Origin of the sequence: Streptomyces sp. MUM 2J, assembly GCF_022414535.1 — a bacterium.
GTDB lineage: Bacteria > Actinomycetota > Actinomycetes > Streptomycetales > Streptomycetaceae > Streptomyces.
Genome location: NZ_JADWYM010000011.1, coordinates 46,879 through 64,116, shown reverse-complemented (window position 1 = coordinate 64,116; position 17,238 = coordinate 46,879). Strand labels below are relative to the sequence as shown.

General features: G+C 72.0%; 18 protein-coding genes and 1 tRNA gene. 12 read left to right on the top strand and 7 right to left on the bottom strand.

From position 1 onward, the window contains the following. Positions 1-68: 68 nt before the first annotated feature. Positions 69-142 (top strand) — tRNA-Met (locus I3F54_RS12725). A gap of 186 nt (positions 143-328) precedes the next feature. On the opposite strand, the gene I3F54_RS12720 is transcribed toward I3F54_RS12725, so the two are convergent. The 3 genes from I3F54_RS12720 to hisN form a co-directional block, all read right to left on the bottom strand. Further along, entirely contained in the window at positions 329-745 is a 417-nt protein-coding gene (locus tag I3F54_RS12720; RefSeq protein WP_240118814.1) for a Fur family transcriptional regulator, read from the bottom strand. Positions 746-1,075: 330 nt separating this feature from the next. Next, positions 1,076-1,468 carry a cyclic nucleotide-binding/CBS domain-containing protein gene (locus I3F54_RS12715; RefSeq protein ID WP_240118813.1) on the bottom strand — a complete coding sequence of 131 codons (393 nt, stop codon included), beginning with the start codon at positions 1,466-1,468 and terminating at the stop codon, positions 1,076-1,078. Between the two features lie 151 nt (positions 1,469-1,619). After that, complete coding sequence (hisN, locus tag I3F54_RS12710) at positions 1,620-2,420, bottom strand: histidinol-phosphatase (protein WP_240118812.1); 801 nt, start codon at positions 2,418-2,420, stop codon at positions 1,620-1,622. Positions 2,421-2,669: 249 nt separating this feature from the next. Here hisN and I3F54_RS12705 point away from each other — a divergent pair, with 249 nt between their 5' ends. Beyond that, on the top strand, positions 2,670-3,275 hold the full coding sequence (locus I3F54_RS12705; RefSeq protein ID WP_240118886.1) for a TetR/AcrR family transcriptional regulator: 606 nt from the start codon (positions 2,670-2,672) through the stop codon (positions 3,273-3,275). 143 nt (positions 3,276-3,418) lie between these two features. Here I3F54_RS12705 and I3F54_RS12700 read toward each other — a convergent pair whose 3' ends face one another. From I3F54_RS12700 to I3F54_RS12685, 4 genes are all read right to left on the bottom strand, one after another. Beyond that, positions 3,419-3,742, bottom strand: a complete 324-nt coding sequence (locus I3F54_RS12700; protein ID WP_240118811.1) for a multidrug efflux SMR transporter — start codon at positions 3,740-3,742, stop codon at positions 3,419-3,421. Positions 3,743-3,877: 135 nt separating this feature from the next. Next, complete coding sequence (rsgA, locus tag I3F54_RS12695; protein ID WP_240118810.1) at positions 3,878-4,888, bottom strand: ribosome small subunit-dependent GTPase A; 1,011 nt, start codon at positions 4,886-4,888, stop codon at positions 3,878-3,880. Positions 4,889-4,905: 17 nt separating this feature from the next. Beyond that, on the bottom strand, positions 4,906-6,222 hold the full coding sequence (gene aroA, locus I3F54_RS12690; RefSeq protein WP_240118809.1) for a 3-phosphoshikimate 1-carboxyvinyltransferase: 1,317 nt from the start codon (positions 6,220-6,222) through the stop codon (positions 4,906-4,908). Positions 6,223-6,280: 58 nt separating this feature from the next. Further along, positions 6,281-7,003, bottom strand: a complete 723-nt coding sequence (locus tag I3F54_RS12685) for a M50 family metallopeptidase (RefSeq protein WP_240118808.1) — start codon at positions 7,001-7,003, stop codon at positions 6,281-6,283. A 49-nt stretch (positions 7,004-7,052) separates the two neighbouring features. Here I3F54_RS12685 and I3F54_RS12680 point away from each other — a divergent pair, with 49 nt between their 5' ends. The 10 genes from I3F54_RS12680 (at position 7,053) to I3F54_RS12635 (ending at position 17,186) form a co-directional block, all read left to right on the top strand. Beyond that, positions 7,053-7,886 (top strand): SOS response-associated peptidase, encoded by an 834-nt coding sequence (locus I3F54_RS12680; protein ID WP_240118807.1) that lies wholly within the window; start codon positions 7,053-7,055, stop codon positions 7,884-7,886. 1 nt (position 7,887) lies between these two features. After that, entirely contained in the window at positions 7,888-8,526 is a 639-nt protein-coding gene (locus I3F54_RS12675) for an alpha/beta family hydrolase (protein WP_240118806.1), read from the top strand. A 268-nt stretch (positions 8,527-8,794) separates the two neighbouring features. Then, positions 8,795-9,484: an RNA polymerase sigma factor SigR gene (sigR, locus tag I3F54_RS12670; RefSeq protein ID WP_240118805.1), complete on the top strand. Its 690-nt coding sequence runs from the start codon at positions 8,795-8,797 to the stop codon at positions 9,482-9,484. Further along, positions 9,481-9,801 carry a mycothiol system anti-sigma-R factor gene (rsrA, locus tag I3F54_RS12665; RefSeq protein ID WP_240118804.1) on the top strand — a complete coding sequence of 107 codons (321 nt, stop codon included), beginning with the start codon at positions 9,481-9,483 and terminating at the stop codon, positions 9,799-9,801. The genes sigR and rsrA overlap by 4 nt, the downstream gene beginning before the upstream one ends. Before the next feature lie 126 nt (positions 9,802-9,927). Beyond that, a complete protein-coding gene (locus tag I3F54_RS12660) occupies positions 9,928-11,301 on the top strand; it encodes an HD-GYP domain-containing protein (RefSeq protein WP_240118803.1) in 1,374 nt (457 codons plus the stop codon). After that, positions 11,298-12,563 (top strand): HD-GYP domain-containing protein, encoded by a 1,266-nt coding sequence (locus tag I3F54_RS12655; protein ID WP_374205916.1) that lies wholly within the window; start codon positions 11,298-11,300, stop codon positions 12,561-12,563. The genes I3F54_RS12660 and I3F54_RS12655 overlap by 4 nt, the downstream gene beginning before the upstream one ends. Before the next feature lie 122 nt (positions 12,564-12,685). Next, on the top strand, positions 12,686-13,666 hold the full coding sequence (locus I3F54_RS12650; RefSeq protein ID WP_240118802.1) for a hypothetical protein: 981 nt from the start codon (positions 12,686-12,688) through the stop codon (positions 13,664-13,666). Positions 13,667-13,742: 76 nt separating this feature from the next. Next, entirely contained in the window at positions 13,743-14,393 is a 651-nt protein-coding gene (gene def, locus I3F54_RS12645) for a peptide deformylase (protein ID WP_240118801.1), read from the top strand. 322 nt (positions 14,394-14,715) lie between these two features. Continuing rightward, positions 14,716-15,813 (top strand): epi-isozizaene synthase, encoded by a 1,098-nt coding sequence (gene cyc1 / locus I3F54_RS12640; RefSeq protein WP_240123726.1) that lies wholly within the window; start codon positions 14,716-14,718, stop codon positions 15,811-15,813. Then, positions 15,810-17,186, top strand: a complete 1,377-nt coding sequence (locus I3F54_RS12635) for a cytochrome P450 (protein ID WP_240118800.1) — start codon at positions 15,810-15,812, stop codon at positions 17,184-17,186. The genes cyc1 and I3F54_RS12635 overlap by 4 nt, the downstream gene beginning before the upstream one ends. Positions 17,187-17,238: the final 52 nt, after the last annotated feature.

Sequence of the window (17,238 nt, the reverse complement as noted above, 5' to 3'; positions counted from 1 at the left end):
TGCCCCGGCCGCGTCCGCCCATCGATTTGCCTCCGGCTGTCCCGCTCACGTAATGTTGCGTTCACCGACGCGGGGTGGAGCAGCTCGGTAGCTCGCTGGGCTCATAACCCAGAGGTCGCAGGTTCAAATCCTGTCCCCGCTACTGAAGGCCGAGGGCCGGAAGCCGAAAGGTTTCCGGCCCTCGGTGTGTTCTGCCCGAAGGCGCCGGCAGGATCGGAGGTGCCCGTGGGCCCGGCTTCTCGGCTCGGCCCCTGTGGGAAGCCCTGTCGGGTAGGGGAAGGCCCCGGTCGCCGTCGGGCGCCGGGGCGGGATCGGAGAGCAGGTCTCCCTACGCTGCCGCGCAGTTCGGGCAGACGCCGCGGTATGTGACCTCGACGTCGGAGACCGTGAAGCCGAACCGCTCCGAGTCGGGCAGGTCGGCGAGCGGGTTGCCCGTGGGATGGACGTCGCGGATCGCACCGCACCGGGCGCAGACCAGGTGGTGGTGCGGCCGGTGCGCATTGGGGTCGTACCGCTTGGCGCGCTTGTCCGTGGCGACTTCCAGCACTTCGCCGAGGGAGACCAGTTCGCCCAGGGTGTTGTAGACGGTCGCCCGGGAGATCTCGGGGAGCTTGGCGACAGCTCTGGCGTGCACCTCGTCGGCTGTCAGGTGGACGTGCTCGCCGTCGAGGACCTCGGCCACAACACGCCGCTGCGCGGTCATCCGCCATCCGCGTCCACGCAGCCGTTCCAGAAGGTCACTCATGGAGACCAGCCTAACAGCAAGTGGACCAGGTTCTGAATGGGTGTGACTTTCGACCTTGCATGGAGTTAGCCGTGACCCGGAAATAGATCTGCATTCAACTTGGACTGAATCAAATATGGAACGAGGGTGGCTTCGGTCGAGAGGCGGGGGTGGTGGGAAGGCGCGGGACCCGGTGCCCGTCCGGGGCCGGCTGCTGGAGGAGCCGGCCCGTTTCAGCCACGAACGCTTCCCGGGGCGGGGGCATGCCCGGGGGGTCGGCGCCCCCGGCACCTTCTTTCACGGTGACCGCCGGTGTGCGGCGGCGGGGTGCGGTGGCCTTCGTGAGGGAGGCTATGCCGGCACGTGCTGCCGTGCCGGCGCCCAGCAGCGGATGATGTCGCGGACCGAGACGATGCCCACCGGCTCGCCGCGGTCGAGGACGATCAGATGGCGGAAGCCGCCGTGCGCCATGGCGCGGGCCGCCTCCTCCAGGGTCCATGTCGGTGCGGCGAACACGACATCGGTCGTGGTGTGCGCGTGGACGCGTTCGGCGTCCGGGTTCTGGCCCAGTCCCACGCAGTCGAGGATGTCGCGTTCGGTGAGGATCCCGATGCCGCCGGCGTCGGGGTCGTGGATCACGGCCGCGCCGACGTGGCGGGCGGACATCAGGGCGGCTGCCTGGCGGAGGGTGTGTGCGGGGCCGATGGTGAGGACCACCGTGCTCATGGCGTCGCGGACGAGCATGGGATGGAGCCACCTCCTCGGTGATCCGGAACGCTAGTTCACGGATTCACAAATTCACAAATGGGGGGACTCTCAGAGTTGCAGGTAAAGCCCGGGTCAACAAGGGGGCGCGTGCGGCCTCGTGGGGGCGCGCGTGCTCACCTCGGGATTCTCAGCGGCGCCCGTTCACGTGGTCGAGCAGTTCGTCGTGGAGCAGCCCGTTGGAGGCCGCGGCGTTGCCGCTGTGGGGTCCGGGACGGCCGTCGAGACCCGTGAACGTGCCGCCGGCCTCGGTGACGATGATCGCGTTCGCGGCCATGTCCCACAGGGACAGCTCCGGCTCCGCGCAGAGATCGACCGACCCCTCGGCCACCATCATGTACGGCCAGAAGTCGCCGTAGGCGCGCGTCCGCCACACCTGGCGGGTGAGCCCCAGGAAGCCCTCCAGGCGGCCCTGCTCCTCCCAGCCGGAGAGGGAGGAGTACGCGAAGGAGGCGTCGGCCAGCTTCCCGACCCGGGAGACGTGCAGCCGGGTGGCCGAGGACAGGCTGCGGCCGGCAAAGGCGCCGTGGCCCTTCGCCGCCCACCAGCGGCGCCCGAGGGCGGGCGCGGAGACGACGCCGACGACGGGCTGGTAGCCGCCTTCCCCCGCCTCCGTCAGGGCGATGAGAGTGGCCCAGACGGGGACGCCGCGCACGTAGTTCTTCGTGCCGTCGATGGGGTCGACGACCCAGCGGCGGGGACCGGTGCCCTCGACCCCGTACTCCTCGCCGATGACCGCGTCGCGTGGGCGGGCGCGCTGGAGGTGGCCGCGGATGAGTTCCTCCGCGGCCCTGTCCGCCTCGCTGACCGGGGTCATGTCCGGCTTCGTCTCGACCTTGAGGTCGAGAGCCTTGAAACGGTCCATGGTGGTGGCGTCGGCCGCGTCGGCGAGGACATGGGCGAAACGGAGGTCGTCGAGGTAGTCGGGCATGTGAGGCACCGTATCGGGCCCCGTCGGTGGAGGGCCACAGCGGTCGCGGTGTGGACACGGCAGGCACCCGTTCCGCTCCCGGCGCCCGGCCCTGTGCCCGGCCGGTCCACCGGGCATCCGGCGCGGCCGCGGCCCCGGTGGCGGATGCACGAGCGGCGTGACGCGCCCCCGAGTGACCTCGCGAACCCCTTGACAGTGCAGGTGTGCGCGTCAAATCTGGGCAGAGTCGCTCGCCCCAGGGAGGCGATGATGCCTGCAGCGCGGGAATCCCTGCTGGATGCCGCATTCACGGCACTGGCCCGTCGGCCGTGGCCCGCTGTGCGGATGGTGGACGTGGCCGCCACCGCCGGGGTCTCCCGGCAGACGCTGTACAACGAGTTCGGCAGCAAGGAGGGCCTGGCCAGAGCGCTCGTCCGCAGAGAGGCCGACGGCTATCTCGCGGGGATCGAGCGGGCCCTGGCCGCGCCCGGAGACGCTCGGGAACGGCTGACCGCCACCGCCGAGTGGACGGCCTCGGCCGCCGGGGAGAACGCGTTGGTGCGCGCCATGCTGACCGGCTGCTGGAGCGACCGTCTTCCGTCGCCGACGCTCTCCGGCGTGCCGTCCTCCTCGGCCGTACCGGCGCAACGGCGCGCGGACGGCCCGCTTCCGTCGCCCGGCGACCTCGTGGCGCTGGTGCGCGACCGGGCCGTGGCGGTCCTCGCCGGATCCGTTGCCGCACGCGGCGACGGAGGAGAGCTGACCCGGTCCTGCGAACTCGTCGTCCGCCTGGCGCTGTCCTGCGTGTCCGCACCGCCGGGCGACGGTGGCGTCGCCGACCTCGTGCGCAGCGTGCTGCACCGCCAGGCCCTCTGACCCGCGCCGCGCCCTCGCACCGCGTTCCGGCGCCGGTCGTCGCGTCGCCCCGGCTCCGCCGTGTCATCTCGCCCACGCGCCGCCCCGGCGGCGTCGCGTCACCCGGGGGAGTGCGTCGGGTCCCGGCAGGTGCCCGTCACCCGTCAGTGGGCCGAGCCCGAGAGCTGCAGGCCGATGACTCCCACGATCACCAGGCCGATGGAGACGAGCTTCAGGGTGGAGACCAGGTCGCCGAGGAAGATCATGCCGTAGATCGCGGTGCCCGCCGCGCCGATGCCGGTCCACACCGCGTAGGCCGGGCCGACGTCGAGCTTGCGCAGGGACAGGGTGAGCAGGCCGAAGCTGCCGAGGGCGAAGCAGGCGAAGGCGACGGTGGGCCACAGCCGGGTGAAGCCGTGGGACAGCTTCAGGCACACGGCGAAGCCCGTCTCCAGCAGGCCGGCGACGATGACCAGCAGCCACGCCATGTGCTTGTCCTCCCGTACGTCACACGTCTCGCGACCGCTCGGCCGGCACCCGGTGGGGCTCCGGTGAAGCCTCGGAGGGCGGCTCGGTGCGATTATGCACTTGCCTGGCCCGCCCTCCCCCAAACAACGCGGAGGTCAGTCGCCTTCCTTCCGCTCCCGCGTCGCCAGCAGCCGGCGCAGGGAGTACAGGCGAGCGGGGTCCGCGTGGCCCTCGGCCACCCACGCGTCCAGCGCGCAGTCCGGTTCGTCGTGGCTGCACGCGCGCGGGCAGCCCTCGGTGCCGGCTTCGAGGTCGGGGAAGGCGTGGATCACGCGCGACGGATCGATGTGGGCCAGACCGAAGGAGCGGACGCCGGGGGTGTCGATCACCCAGCCGCCCGGGCCCGCCAGCGGAAGCGCCAGTGCGGAGGTCGTCGTGTGACGGCCGCGGCCCGTCACCGCGTTGACGCGGCCGGTGAGGCGCCGCCGCTCCTCCGGCACCAGCGCGTTCACCAGCGTCGTCTTGCCCACGCCCGAGTGGCCCACGAACGCCGTGACCCTGCCCTCCAGCTGGGCGCGGACCCGGTCCGCCGCAGCGCCGTCCTCCAGCTCCTCGCGGCTGGTCACGACGTAGGGGATGTCCAGCGTGCCGTACAGCTCCAGCAGCTTGTCCGGCGGGGCCAGGTCCGACTTCGTCATCACCAGCAGTGGCTCCAGGCCGCCGTCGTAGGCCGCCACCAGGCAGCGGTCGATCAGCCGGGGCCGGGGCTCGGGGTCGGCGAGCGCCGTGACGACGGCGAGCTGGTCGGCGTTGGCCACGACCACCCGCTCGTAGGGGTCGTCGTCGTCGGCCGTGCGGCGCAGCACGGACTCGCGCTGCTCGATGCGCACGATCCGCGCGAGGGTGTCCTTCCTGCCGGACAGGTCGCCGACGAGCGCCACTCGGTCGCCGACCACCGCCGCCTTGCGACCCAGCTCGCGGGCCTTCATCGCCACGACCGTGCGGTCCTCGACGAGGCAGGTCAGCCGTCCCCGGTCGACGGTGAGGACCATGCCCTCGGCGGCGTCCTCGTGCTTGGGCCGGATGCTGGAGCGGGGCCGGGTGCCCCGGCGGCCCGGACGGGTGCGGATGTCGTCCTCGTCGGTGTGCTTGCCGTAGCGGCGCATGACGTGTCCCTGCGTCCCTACGCCCCGAGCATCCCGGTCCACAGCTCGGGGAAGTCCGGCAGCGTCTTGGCCGTCGTGGCCACGTTCTCGATCTGTACGTCCTCGACCGCCAGGCCGATGATCGCACCGGCCGTCGCCATGCGGTGGTCCTCGTAGGTGTGGAAGATGCCGCCGTGCAGGGCCCGCGGACGGATGTGCAGACCGTCGGCCGTCTCGGTGACGTCGCCGCCGAGTTCGTTGATCTCCTTGGTGAGCGCGGCCAGCCGGTCCGTTTCGTGCAGCCGCAGATGGGCCACGCCCCGCAGGGTCGACGGGGAGTCGGCGAGGGCCGCGACCGCGGCGATGCCCGGCGTCAGCTCGCCGACCTCGCCCAGGTCCACGTCGATGCCGTGGATCCCACCCGAGCCGGTGAACACCAGGCCGTACTCGGTCAGTTCGCAGGAACCACCCATTTCGGTGAAGATCTCCCGCAGTCGGTCACCCGGCTGAGTCGTGCGGGCCGGCCAGTCCGGGACGACGACCCGGCCGCCGGTCACCAGGGCCGCCGCGAGGAACGGCTGGGCGTTGGACAGGTCGGGCTCGATGGTCAGGTCGCGGCCGAGCAGCGCACCCGACGTGACCCGCCAGACGTTCGGCTCGCCGCCCGACTCGGGGGTGTCCACCTGGGCGCCGACCGCGCGCAGCATGTCCACGGTCATGCGGATGTGCGGCATCGACGGCAGGGCGGTGCCGATGTGGCGGACCTCCACGCCCTGGTTGAAACGCGGGGCGGACAGCAGCAGCGCGCTGACGAACTGGGACGACGAGGAGGCGTCGATCTCCACCGTGCCGCCGTCGAGGGCGCCCCCGCCGTGCACCGTCAGGGGAAGGGCGCCCCGGCCGTCGTCGTCGATCCGTGCGCCGAGGGCGCGCAGTGAGTCGATCACGCCGTTCAGGGGTCGCTCGTGCGAGCGCGGGTCGCCGTCGAAGCGGACGGGGCCGTCGGCCAGCGTGGCGACCGGGGGCAGGAAGCGCATCACCGTGCCGGCGTTGCCGACGTCGACCGAGGCCGGCCCACGCAGGCCGGTGGGAAGCACCCGCCAGGCCTCGCCGGTGCCGTCCGGGCCGATCCCCTCCTCGATCTCCACGCCCATCGCCCGCAGCGCGTCCGCCATCAGCAGCGTGTCGCGCGAGCGCAGGGGGCGGCGCAGCCAGCCCGGTTCGGAGGCCAGGGCGGCGAGGACGAGAGCCCGGTTGGTGACCGACTTGGAACCGGGCACGTGGACCGTCGCGTCGACGGCTCCGCTCGCGTGCGGGGCGGGCCAGAGGGCGGTGTGTGCGGGGTTCGGGACCATGGGCCCACTTTATAAGCAGGCCGAGGAGGTCGTTCGCCCGCGGCACCGCGGGTGGACGTCATATGTCCAGCAGCCACCGGCCCCCGCCCATCAGCGAGCACAGCGACACCGCGTGGAACAGGAACAGCCACAGACCGGCCGGCGCGCTCGTCAGCCGCGCCAGCTGGTCCGCGTCCGAGTCGCCGGCCTCGCCCCGCACCCGCTTGGCCTGGAGTTCGAAGGCGGGGCGCACGCCGCCCAGCAGCAGGAACCACACCACCGCGTACGCGAACGCCGCCTGCACCTGCGGGCCGGTCAGCCACGACACCAGCAGGAACGTGCCGCCCGTCAGGAACACCGTCAGCGCGCCGTACGCGTTGCGGACCATCACCAGCATCGCGACCAGCAGAGCCGTCGCCACCCACAGCAGCAGCGTGATGCGGCCCGCGGACAGCAGCGCGGCGCCGCCCAGTCCGAGCAGCGGCGGAGCGGTGTAGCCCGCCGCCGCCGTGAGGATCATGCCGAGGCCGTACGGCTTGCCGCGGCTGACGGTCAGGCCGCTGGTGTCCGAGTGCAGCCGTATCCCGGTCAGCTGCCGGCCGGTGAGCAGTGCCACCAGACCGTGGCCGCCCTCGTGGGCGATGGTGATGGCGTTGCGCGCGACACGCCACAGGGGTCGTGGGACCACCGCGGCCAGGGCCACGACCCCGGTGGCCAGGACCACCCACAGGTCCGGGTCCTGCTGCGTGCCGGTGAGCCGGTCCCAGAGGTCGGGCAGCGCGAGGGCGGCGGTGCTGTCCATGTCGGCGAGTGGCTCCTTCGGCTGTGCGGAGTCTGGCAGGGTGGCACGTATGTGCGGACGGTATGCATCGAGTCGTAGGCCCGAGGATCTCGCAGGTGTCTTCGAGATCGAGACGGGGGTCCTCCCCGGGGGGACGGAGCCGCGGGAGACGCTGGCGCCCGACTACAACGTGGCTCCGACCAAGGAGGTGTACGCCGTCCTGGACCGTCCTTTGAAGGACGCTGACGACCCCCGGCCGGTTCGGCAGCTGCGGAGTCTGCGCTGGGGGCTCGTGCCCGCGTGGGCGAAGTCGCCCGAGGGCGCGGCGCGGATGATCAACGCCCGGGCGGAGACGGTCCACGAGAAGCCGGCCTACCGCCGGGCCTTCGCCACCCGGCGCTGCATCCTGCCCGCCGACGGCTACTACGAGTGGGTCACCGGCACGCAGGAGCGCGATCTGGAGGTCGAGGGGAAGCGGAAGCGGCCCCGCAAGCAGCCGTACTTCGTGCTGCCCGCCGACGGGTCGGTGTTCGCGATGGCCGGCGTGTACGAGTTCTGGCGGGACCGGACGCTGCCCGACGACCATCCGCGGGCCTGGTGGGTGACCTGCTCGGTGATCACCACGGAGGCGGAGCGGACGCCGCTGGCGGTGGCCCCCGCCGAGGGGCCGCGCTCACTGGCCGACATCCACCCCCGGATGCCGCTGATGCTCACCCCGGACCGCTGGGACGCGTGGCTCGACCCGAACCGCACCGACCCCGACGACCTGCGCGCGCTGCTCGCGCCCCCGCCGCCCGGCCTGATGCGTGCCTACCCCGTCTCCACGGCGGTGAGCAACGTCCGCAACAACGGCCCGGAGCTGCTGAAGGAGCTGGAGGCGCCGGAAGAGGGCACACTCTTCTGACGTGAACACCCAGCGCATCGAGACTGTCGAGACGGCCGTCGGCCCGGCCCGCATCACCTGGCACCCGGCGGGGCGACCGCGCCTGACCCTCGCCGTGGGCCACGGGGCGGGCGGCGGCATCGAGGCCCGCGACCTGCAGGCCCTTGCCCGGGTGCTCCCGGAGCACGGGGTGGGCGTCGCCCTGGTCGAGCAGCCCTGGCGGGTGGCCGGCAGGAAGGTGGCCCCCGCGCCGAAGACCCTGGACACCGGCTGGCGGGGCGTCTGGCCCGCACTCACCGCCCTCGGCAGGCCCGTGATCGCCGGTGGGCGGAGCGCCGGGGCCCGGGTCGCCTGCCGGACCGCCGCCGAACTGGGCGCGCAGGCCGTGCTCGCCCTGGGCTTCCCGCTGCATCCACCCGGCCGGCCGGAGAGGTCGCGGGCCGGGGAACTGCTCGGCGCCGGGGTGCCGACGCTCGTCGTCCAGGGCGGGCGAGACCCCTTCGGTCGGCCGGAGGAGTTCCCGGAGGGCGGGTACGAGCTCGTCGAGGTGCCCCAGGCGGACCACGGCTTCGCGGTGCCCCGGCGCGCGGAGATCACCCAGGAGCAGGCCCTGGAGGCGCTCACCGACGCCGTGGTGAAGTGGGCCGGCTCACTCGCCTGAGGGCCGGGAATGCCGGGCACGCGTCCACTGTTGTGGCGGACAGAAGCGCTGGTGCACCAGCGCCGACGCCGTGGGAGAGGAAGTCCGCCGCATGGGTTCGATCTACTGCCCGAGCCGCAGCAGCCGGTCCGACCTGGACTGGACGGTGCTGCACGCGGCGACGACCGCTTCTGTTCGAGCGGCGGGCGGACCGGATCGTCGTCTATCCTCCGATTCGAGTGGGGCCGGTCCTGGGACCGGTTTCGGTCTCACGACGACACTTGAGGAGGTGGGTCCGGTCACCGGTACCGACGCAGGGACCGACAACGGACAGGCGGAGCTGCCCGAGGGCCCGGGCACGGACGCGGAAGCGGAGACGACGGCGGAGCGCAGCGCCCGCTTCGAGCGGGACGCGCTGGAGTTCCTGGACCAGATGTACTCGGCGGCGCTGCGCATGACGCGCAACCCGGCCGACGCCGAGGACCTGGTGCAGGAGACGTACGCCAAGGCGTACGCGTCCTTCCACCAGTTCCGCGAGGGAACCAACCTCAAGGCCTGGCTGTACCGGATCCTGACCAACACCTTCATCAACTCGTACCGCAAGAAGCAGCGCGAACCGCAGCGCAGCGCGGCCGAGGAGATCGAGGACTGGCAGCTGGCCCGGGCTGAGTCGCACATGTCGACAGGGCTGCGCTCCGCCGAGTCGCAGGCGCTGGACCACCTGCCCGACTCGGACGTCAAGGAAGCGCTCCAGGCGATCCCCGAGGAGTTCCGCATCGCCGTCTATCTCGCGGACGTGGAGGGCTTTGCGTACAAGGAGATCGCCGACATCATGGGGACACCCATCGGTACGGTGATGTCCCGGCTGCACCGGGGCCGCCGGCAACTGCGCGGCATGCTGGAGGACTACGCGCGCGAGCGCGGGCTCGTCCCGGCCGGCGCCGGGGAGTCGAACGAAGCGAAAGGCTCGGGCTCATGAGCTGCGGAGAGCCGCACGAGACGGACTGCAGTGAGGTACTCGACCATCTGTACGAGTTCCTCGACAGTGAGATGCCGGACGTCGATCGCGACAAGTTCCAGCAGCACTTCAGGGAGTGTTCGCCGTGCCTGGAGAAGTACGGCCTGGAACAGGCCGTGAAGAAGCTGGTCAAGCGGTGCTGCGGCCATGACGACGTGCCCACCGACCTGCGGGCCAAGGTCATGGGCCGGATCGACCTGATCCGCTCGGGACAGGCGGTCCCCGATCACGACCTGACGGCCGGCGGGACGGCACCGGCCGCGCCGCAGGAGTCCTGACCGTCCCCCGCGGACGGACCGCCGTCACCCGAACGTGCTAATCCGTGGGTCATCCACCCGCGGACCTCCCCCTCGCCGCCCTAGGCTCCCGATTCCGGTACGCCGCGGTCAGGGGGGAGAGGGCGCGTGGAGACGGTTCCACCGCGGGTGCACGCGTATGTCGCCTGCGTCGCCGCCGGCGCGTGTGCGCTCCTCCTGCCGCTGCCGTCCGCACCGGTCTCCAAAGGGGCGGTGGCGCTGCTGGCGGTGCTGTACGCCGCAGGCGAGCACACGGCGCGGCGGCACCTCGCCGGAACGTTCTACCCCGTGCTCCTCGCCGGCGCCTTCCTGTTGCCCCCGCCCGCGGCGGCCCTCGTCGCGGTGCCGGGGGCACTGCTGTCCTGCGGCACCGGGCGGACCACGCCGCTGCGGCGCGTGTGGCGGGCCGCGCAGCTCGCCGTCGCCGTGTGGGCCGCCGCCCGGCTGCACGGGCTGCTCGGCGGGCGGGCCGCCGTCGCGGCGGCGGACTTCCCCGCGGTGCTCGCCCCGGCCGGGGCCGCCGTGCTGGCGTTCTGCCTCGTCCTCGCCACGCTCGACGCGGGCGTCCTGGCCCTCGCGGAACACGCGCCCCCGTGGCGGACCTGGCGCAGGGTGTTCCCGCGCTTCCCCGCACCGGTCGCCGTGCACGGGCTGGCGGGGCTGATGATGGCCGTGCTGTGGAGCAGCCCGCACGGACCCGTCGCCGCGCTGCTGGTCCTGCTGCCGATGTACGTGTCGGGGTGGGTGTTCGCCCAGGCCCACCGGGAACGCACCGCCCATCAGGAGACGATCCGGGCGCTGGTGCAGGCGGTCGACCTCAAGGACGGCTACACCCGCGGGCACAGCGAGCGTGTCGGCCAGGCGTCCGTGATGATCGCGCGGGAACTCGGCATGGACGACCGGCGCGTGGAGGTACTGCGCTTCGCCGGCATCCTGCACGACGTGGGCAAGCTCGGCGTCCCCACGCGGCTGCTGCGCAAGGACGGTCCGCTGACGCCCGAGGAACGACGCGTGATCGAACTGCACCCGGAGTACGGGCACGAGATCGTGCGCGGCATCTCCTTCCTCGGCGAGGCCCGCTCGGCGATCCTGCACCACCACGAGCGCCTCGACGGCAAGGGATATCCCCACGGCCTGGCCGGACCGCGGATCCCGGAACCCGCCCGGGTGGTCGCCGTCGCCGACGCCTTCGACGCGATGACCTCCACCCGGTCCTACCGGCGGGCCCGGCCGGTGGCCGCCGCGCTGGAGGAACTGAGACGGTGTGCGGGCGCGCAGTTCGACCCACGGATGGTGGACGCCCTGGTCCGCGCCCTCGGCCGGTACGGCTGGCACCCCGCCGTCACGTCCGACGAGCCCCGCCCGCCCCGTCCCCGCGCCCCCGCGGCCGGCTCCACACCTGCGCACACCAGGCCCGCCGGCCCGTTCACCGGTCCCGCAGGCCCCGATGCGGCGCCCGGCGGCCCGGGAGGGCCTCGGTGAGCCCCCGGCGCGGGGGCGTCTCCCTCCGGCCGTCGTCGCTGTTCGTCCTGGTCAGGGCCTCGGCGGGGCTGCTCGTCACCGGCTGCCTGGCCGGCACCCTGCGCAGCGGGACGGCCGAGCCGTCCGTCGCCCTGGCGTTCGGCCTGCTCGTGGCGGTCGGGGAGCTGACCCGGTGGCGCGGGCCGAGGCTGCGGGAGACCGCGCCGCTCGGAGCCGCCGGGGCGCTCGCGTACGCGCTGCTGGGTGGGCACGCCGGGCAGCCGACGCACCACGGGGTCGCGCAGGTCGTCACGGTCGTGTCCGCGGCGTCCGCACTGGGCAGCGTGCCGCACATCGCGTGCGGCACGAGCCCCACGCTGGACCACCTGGTCCGCCGGGTGCTCACCGCGGCGTTCGCCGCCGTGTGCTTCCAGCCCCTGTACGACCGGGGCCTGCTCGACGCCCTGGTCGGCCCCGCCTACGCCCTGCTCCTGCTGATGCTGATGGCGCTCACCGCGCTGTGTGACGCCGTACTGGCGGCGGCCCTCGCCCGCGCCCGCACCGGGTGGCCGTTCGGTCCGCTGCTGCGGGACGAGCTGTGGGCGCTGGCCGGCATCGGCCCGGCCGTCTGCGCGACCGGCGCGGTGATGGCGCTCGCGGTGGCCGTGGCCGGGCTGTGGGCGCTGCCGGTGTTCTGTCTGCCGCTGCTGCTCACCCAGGTGTCCTTCCGCCGGTACGCGGCCGTGCGAGCGACCTACCGGCAGACCATCGCCTCCCTCGCCCGGGCGACCGAGATCGCCGGGTACACCCCCGCCGGGCACGCCCGCCGCGTCGCCGCGCTCTGTCAGGCGGTCGGGCGGGACCTGGGGCTGCGGGAGCCGGAGCTGACCGTGCTGGAGTACGCCGCCCTCATGCACGACATCGGCCAGCTGAGCCTCGTCGATCCGGTGCCGGCCGGGGCCACCGCCGGTCTGCCGCCGGCCGAACAGCGGCGGATCGCCCTGCTCGGTGGGGCCGTCGTCCGGCGGACCGGGGTCGATCCCCGGGTCGCCACGGTGGTGGAGCGGCAGGCGGAGCCCTACGCTGAGCAGCCGGTGGAGGCGCGGATCGTCCGGGCGGTGAACGCGTACGAGGAGAGGGCGCGGGAAGCCGGACCCTGCGGGGCGCCGGCGGCACTGGAGGAACTGCGGCTCGGCACGGCGGGTGACTACGCGCCCGAGGTGGTGGAGGCCCTGGCCCGGGTCCTGGCCCGGGGCCGTCTGACGCTGCCCGCGGCTGGGTAACCCATGGGTAATGAGCGCCCTTCCAGCCGTACGTGGTTGGATGCGAGGGAGAAGCGAGGGAGAGCGTGTCCGGGGGCACAGGCCAGCCCACTTTCCGGAACCGGAACTGGCAGGCGGGAATCGTGAGGATCTTCGGCAAGGGACGGCACCGGCCCTCCGCCTCCTGGCGGCAGGCCACCGACCGCGCGTTCACGCTGATCGGCGACGGCCGCTACGAGGACGCGGGAGCGCTGCTGACCCGCGCCGCGGACCTGGAGCCCTGGCTGTCGGAGTCGTGGTTCAACCTCGCCCTGCTCCACAAGTTCCGGCACGACTGGGAGCAGGCGCGCACGGCGGGTCTGCGTGCCGTGGCGCTGCTCGACCGGGGGACCGGGGCGCCCGACTGGTGGAACGTCGGTATCGCCGCGACGGCGCTGCAGGACTGGCCGCTGGCGCGCCGGGCCTGGCAGGCGTACGGCCTGCACGTTCCGGGAGGGGCCGCGGCGTCCGGGGAGCCCGTCGGCATGGACCTGGGCAGCGCGGCCGTGCGGTTGTCGCCCGAGGGCGAGGCCGAGGTGGTGTGGGGGCGGCGACTCGACCCCGCGCGCCTTGAGGTGCTGTCCATTCCGCTGCCGTCGTCCGGGCGGCGCTGGGGCGAGGTCGTCCTGCACGACGGTGTGCCGCACGGGGAACGCACCACCTCCTCCGGGCACGCGTACCCGGTCTTCGACGAGATCGAGCTGTGGGCCCCCTCCCCGGTGCCGACCTGGGTGGTGCTCATCGAGGCGGCCACCGAGGCCGACCGGGACGCGCTGGAACAGCTGGCCGCGGACGCCGGGTTCGCGGCGGAGGACTGGTCGTCGTCGGTACGCCTGCTGTGCCGGACGTGCTCGGAGTCCCGGATGCCGGCGGACGAGGGCGACGGCGTCCACCTCGACCCGCACGACCACAGTGAGCCGGGGCACCCCGGTCCGCTCGGGCACCGGACCGACGGGCAGCTGTGGGTGCCGGAGCGGGAGTGCGGCATCGCCGCCCCGGCGTCGCTGGTGCGGGGGCTGCTGGACGGGTGGGTCGCCGACAACCCGGAGTCACGGGACTGGCGCGACCTCGAAGAGGTCTGCTGAGCGTCCGCCGGTGCGGCGCCCCTTTAGGCTGTACTCGCAGAAAATTTCCAGGCTTGCAGGAAGGCGTACGTCGGTCATGGCGCAGCAGGACACCGATCAGCAGCACGCGGGCGTGCTCCCCGTGGACGACGAGGGCTTCGTCATCGACACGGAGGACGGCGAGCAGCGTGAGCAGGCCTACCGCGAGCGCGGCACTTCGCGGCCGATCACGGTGGTGGGGAACCCGGTGCTGCACAAGGAGTGCAAGGACGTCACCGAGTTCGACGGCGAACTGCTGAAGCTGGTCGACGACATGTTCGCCTCGCAGCACACCGCCGAGGGTGTGGGACTGGCCGCCAACCAGATCGGCGTGGACCTGAAGGTCTTCGTCTACGACTGCCCGGACGACAACGGCGTCCGCCACGTCGGCGTGGTCTGCAACCCGAAGCTCGTCGAACTGCCCGCGGACAGGCGCCGCCTGGACGACAGCAACGAGGGATGCCTGTCCGTGCCGACCGCGTACATGCCGCTGGCGCGCCCCGACTACGCGGAGGTGACCGGGCAGGACGAGCGCGGCAACCCGATCAAGGTCCGCGGTACCGGCTACTTCGCGCGGTGTTTGCAGCACGAGACCGATCACCTGTACGGCTACCTCTACATCGACCGGCTCTCCAAGCGTGAACGAAAGGACGCGCTGCGGCAGATGGCCGAGAACGAACCTCGCTACCCCGTGGTCGCCAACGACTGACGAACCACCGGGGCCACCGTGCCTCGTCAAGGCCCGCCCGCACCAAGCCTGTTCACCTGCCTCCGGGGTCCCCTCGGCCGAACAGGGGCCGTGCTGCGGGCCGTTCGCCTGTTCGTCACGCGTTCGATTCCGTAGGCACCCATGATGATCCACAACCAGTCACATAAAGGGTGATTCTCGGCGCCCGGGGGTAGTGAATGAAGCAAATCCGTTCCCAGATCGGTCAGTTGTGGTGCTGAATGGGAAGTGCGGGGATACGCAACGGCGCACGCCCGGTACAGCGGGAGGGCGTGTGTCCACGGGCGGCTGAGAGGGGTAGTTCGTGCACGCTTTCCCATACAGCACCACATACGGCGCCACGGCGGCACCGGCCCGGGTGGCCGTGCCGCCCTCACTGGCGCTTCCGGTGATCGAGGCGGCGTTTCCCCGGCAACTCCACCCGTATTGGCCGAGGCTTCAGGAGAAGACCCGGACCTGGCTGCTGCAAAAACGGCTCATGCCGGCGGACAAGGTCGAGGAATATGCCGACGGCTTGTGCTACACGGACCTCATGGCGGGCTACTACATCGGCGCCTCCGACGACGTCCTCCAGGCCATCGCCGACTACAGTGCGTGGTTCTTCGTCTGGGACGACCGCCACGACCGGTACATCGTCCATCACCGTGCCGACGCCTGGGACGAGCTCCGCCGCATGCTGCACACGGCTCTCGACTCCCCCCGGGCCCATCGGAACCACGACGACCCGCTGGTCGCGGGGCTGGCGGACAGCGTGGGGCGGCTGTACGCGTTCCTGCCCGGTACCTGGAACGCCCGGTTCGCCCGGCACTTCCACGCAGTGATCGACGCGTACGACCGGGAGTTCCGCAACCGCGTCGGGGGCATCGTCCCCACGGTCGAGGAATACCTGGAACTGCGCCGGCTCACCTTCGCGCACCGAATCTGGACCGATCTGCTGGAACCGAGCGTGGGCTGCGAGCTCCCGGAGCGCGTACGGAAAAACCCGGCCTTTCGGCGGGCAGCCCTGCTGAGCCAGGAATTCGCCGCCTGGTACAACGACCTGTGTTCGCTCCCGAAAGAAATAGCGGGCGACGAGGTGCACAATCTCGGAATCAGTCTCATCACGCACGAGGGGCTGACACTGGAACAGGCCGTCGATGAAGTCAGGCGGCGTGTCGAGACATGCATATCAGAATTCATGGAGGCCGAACGGGGCGCACTGCGTTTCGCCGACGGCCTTGCCGACGGCACCGTCCGCGGAAAGGCGCTGAGCGCCGCCGTGCACGCCTGCGTCGCGAACATGCGGAACTGGTTCAGTTCCGTCTACTGGTTCCACCACGAGTCCGGCCGCTACATGGTCGACAGCTGGGACGACCGGTCCACGCCCCCGTACGTCAACAACGAAGCGGCAGGTGGGAAATGACCGTCGAACAGGTGAAGCCCGGGACGACCGGGCCGCCGGGGCCCGAGCTGCGCGAACCGCCCCTCGCGGGCGGAGGCGTCCCACCCCTCGGCCACGGCTGGCAGTTGCTGCGCGACCCGCTGGCCTTCATGTCCCAGCTGCGCGACCACGGGGACGTCGTCCGCCTGAAGCTGGGCCCGAAGACCGTCTACGCGGTCACCACCCCGGAACTGACCGGCGCACTCGCGCTCAGCCCCGAGTACCATATCGCCGGGCCGCTGTGGGAGTCGCTGGAGGGCCTGCTCGGCAAGAAGGGCGTGGCCACGGCCAACGGGCCGCAGCATCGGCGCCAGCGGCGGACCATCCAGCCGGCCTTCCGGCTGGACGCCATTCCGGCCTACGGGCCGATCATGGAGGAGGAGGCGCACGCGCTCACCGAGCGCTGGGGCGCCGGCGGGACCATCGACTGCACCTCGGAGTCGTTCCGTGTCGCCGTGCGCATCGCGGCGCGCTGTCTGCTGCGCGGCGAGTACATGGACGAGCGCGCCGAGCGGCTGTGCAACGCCCTCGCCACCGTTTTCCGCGGCATGTACCGCCGGATGGTGGTACCGCTCGGTCCGCTGTACAACCTGCCCCTCCCGGCCAACCGTGAATTCAATCGGGCGCTGGCCGATTTGCATCTCCTCGTCGACGAGATCGTCGCCGAGCGACGGGCATCTGGTCAAAAGCCGGACGATTTGCTGACGGCGCTGCTGGAAGCAAAGGACGAGAACGGCGACCCCATCGGCGAACAGGAGATCCACGACCAGGTCGTCGCGATACTCACCCCGGGCAGCGAAACCGTCGCCTCCACGATCATGTGGTTGCTTCAGGCACTTGCCGAGCACCCTGAACACGCGGACAGGGTGCGTGCGGAAGTCGAATCCGTCACCGGCGGTCGTCCGGTCGCATTCGAGGACGTCCGCAAGCTCAGGCACACCAACAATGTCGTGGTCGAGACGATGCGCCTGCGCCCGGCCGTTTGGATTCTGACGCGGCGGGCGGTCGCCGACACGGAACTCGGCGGCTATCGCATTCCGGCCGGGGCCGACATCGTGTACAGCCCCTTCGCGATCCAGCGCGACCCCAGGTCGTACGCCGACAACCTGGAGTTCGACCCGGACCGGTGGCTTCCGGAGCGTGCCAAGGACGTCCCGAAACACGCCATGCACCCCTTCGGCGTGGGCAATCGCAAGTGTCCCAGCGACCACTTCTCGATGGCCCAGCTCAGCCTGATCACGGCGGCGCTGGCGACGGCGTACCGCTTCGAGCAGGTGACCGGGTCGGACGACACCATCCGGGTCGGGATCACACTCCGTCCGCACAACCTCCTGGTGAAGGCGGTGCCGCGGTGACGTGAGCGGCTTCAGGCGGCCCGCTCTCCGGAACGCGTTCTGCTCACGGCTC

Bases quoted from the DNA above. Each gene is read 5' to 3' on its own strand.
- def (WP_240118801.1), top strand. From the start codon at position 13,743: ATGGCGCAGCAGGACACCGATCAGCAGCACGCGGGCGTGCTCCCCGTG.
- I3F54_RS12680 (WP_240118807.1), top strand. From the start codon at position 7,053: ATGTGCGGACGGTATGCATCGAGTCGTAGGCCCGAGGATCTCGCAGGT.
- I3F54_RS12715 (WP_240118813.1), bottom strand. From the start codon at position 1,468: ATGCTCGTCCGCGACGCCATGAGCACGGTGGTCCTCACCATCGGCCCC.
- aroA (WP_240118809.1), bottom strand. From the start codon at position 6,222: ATGGTCCCGAACCCCGCACACACCGCCCTCTGGCCCGCCCCGCACGCG.
- rsrA (WP_240118804.1), top strand. From the start codon at position 9,481: ATGAGCTGCGGAGAGCCGCACGAGACGGACTGCAGTGAGGTACTCGAC.
- hisN (WP_240118812.1), bottom strand. From the start codon at position 2,420: ATGCCCGACTACCTCGACGACCTCCGTTTCGCCCATGTCCTCGCCGAC.
- I3F54_RS12720 (WP_240118814.1), bottom strand. From the start codon at position 745: ATGAGTGACCTTCTGGAACGGCTGCGTGGACGCGGATGGCGGATGACC.
- I3F54_RS12700 (WP_240118811.1), bottom strand. From the start codon at position 3,742: ATGGCGTGGCTGCTGGTCATCGTCGCCGGCCTGCTGGAGACGGGCTTC.
- I3F54_RS12705 (WP_240118886.1), top strand. From the start codon at position 2,670: ATGCCTGCAGCGCGGGAATCCCTGCTGGATGCCGCATTCACGGCACTG.
- I3F54_RS12685 (WP_240118808.1), bottom strand. From the start codon at position 7,003: ATGGACAGCACCGCCGCCCTCGCGCTGCCCGACCTCTGGGACCGGCTC.
- rsgA (WP_240118810.1), bottom strand. From the start codon at position 4,888: ATGCGCCGCTACGGCAAGCACACCGACGAGGACGACATCCGCACCCGT.
- I3F54_RS12635 (WP_240118800.1), top strand. From the start codon at position 15,810: ATGACCGTCGAACAGGTGAAGCCCGGGACGACCGGGCCGCCGGGGCCC.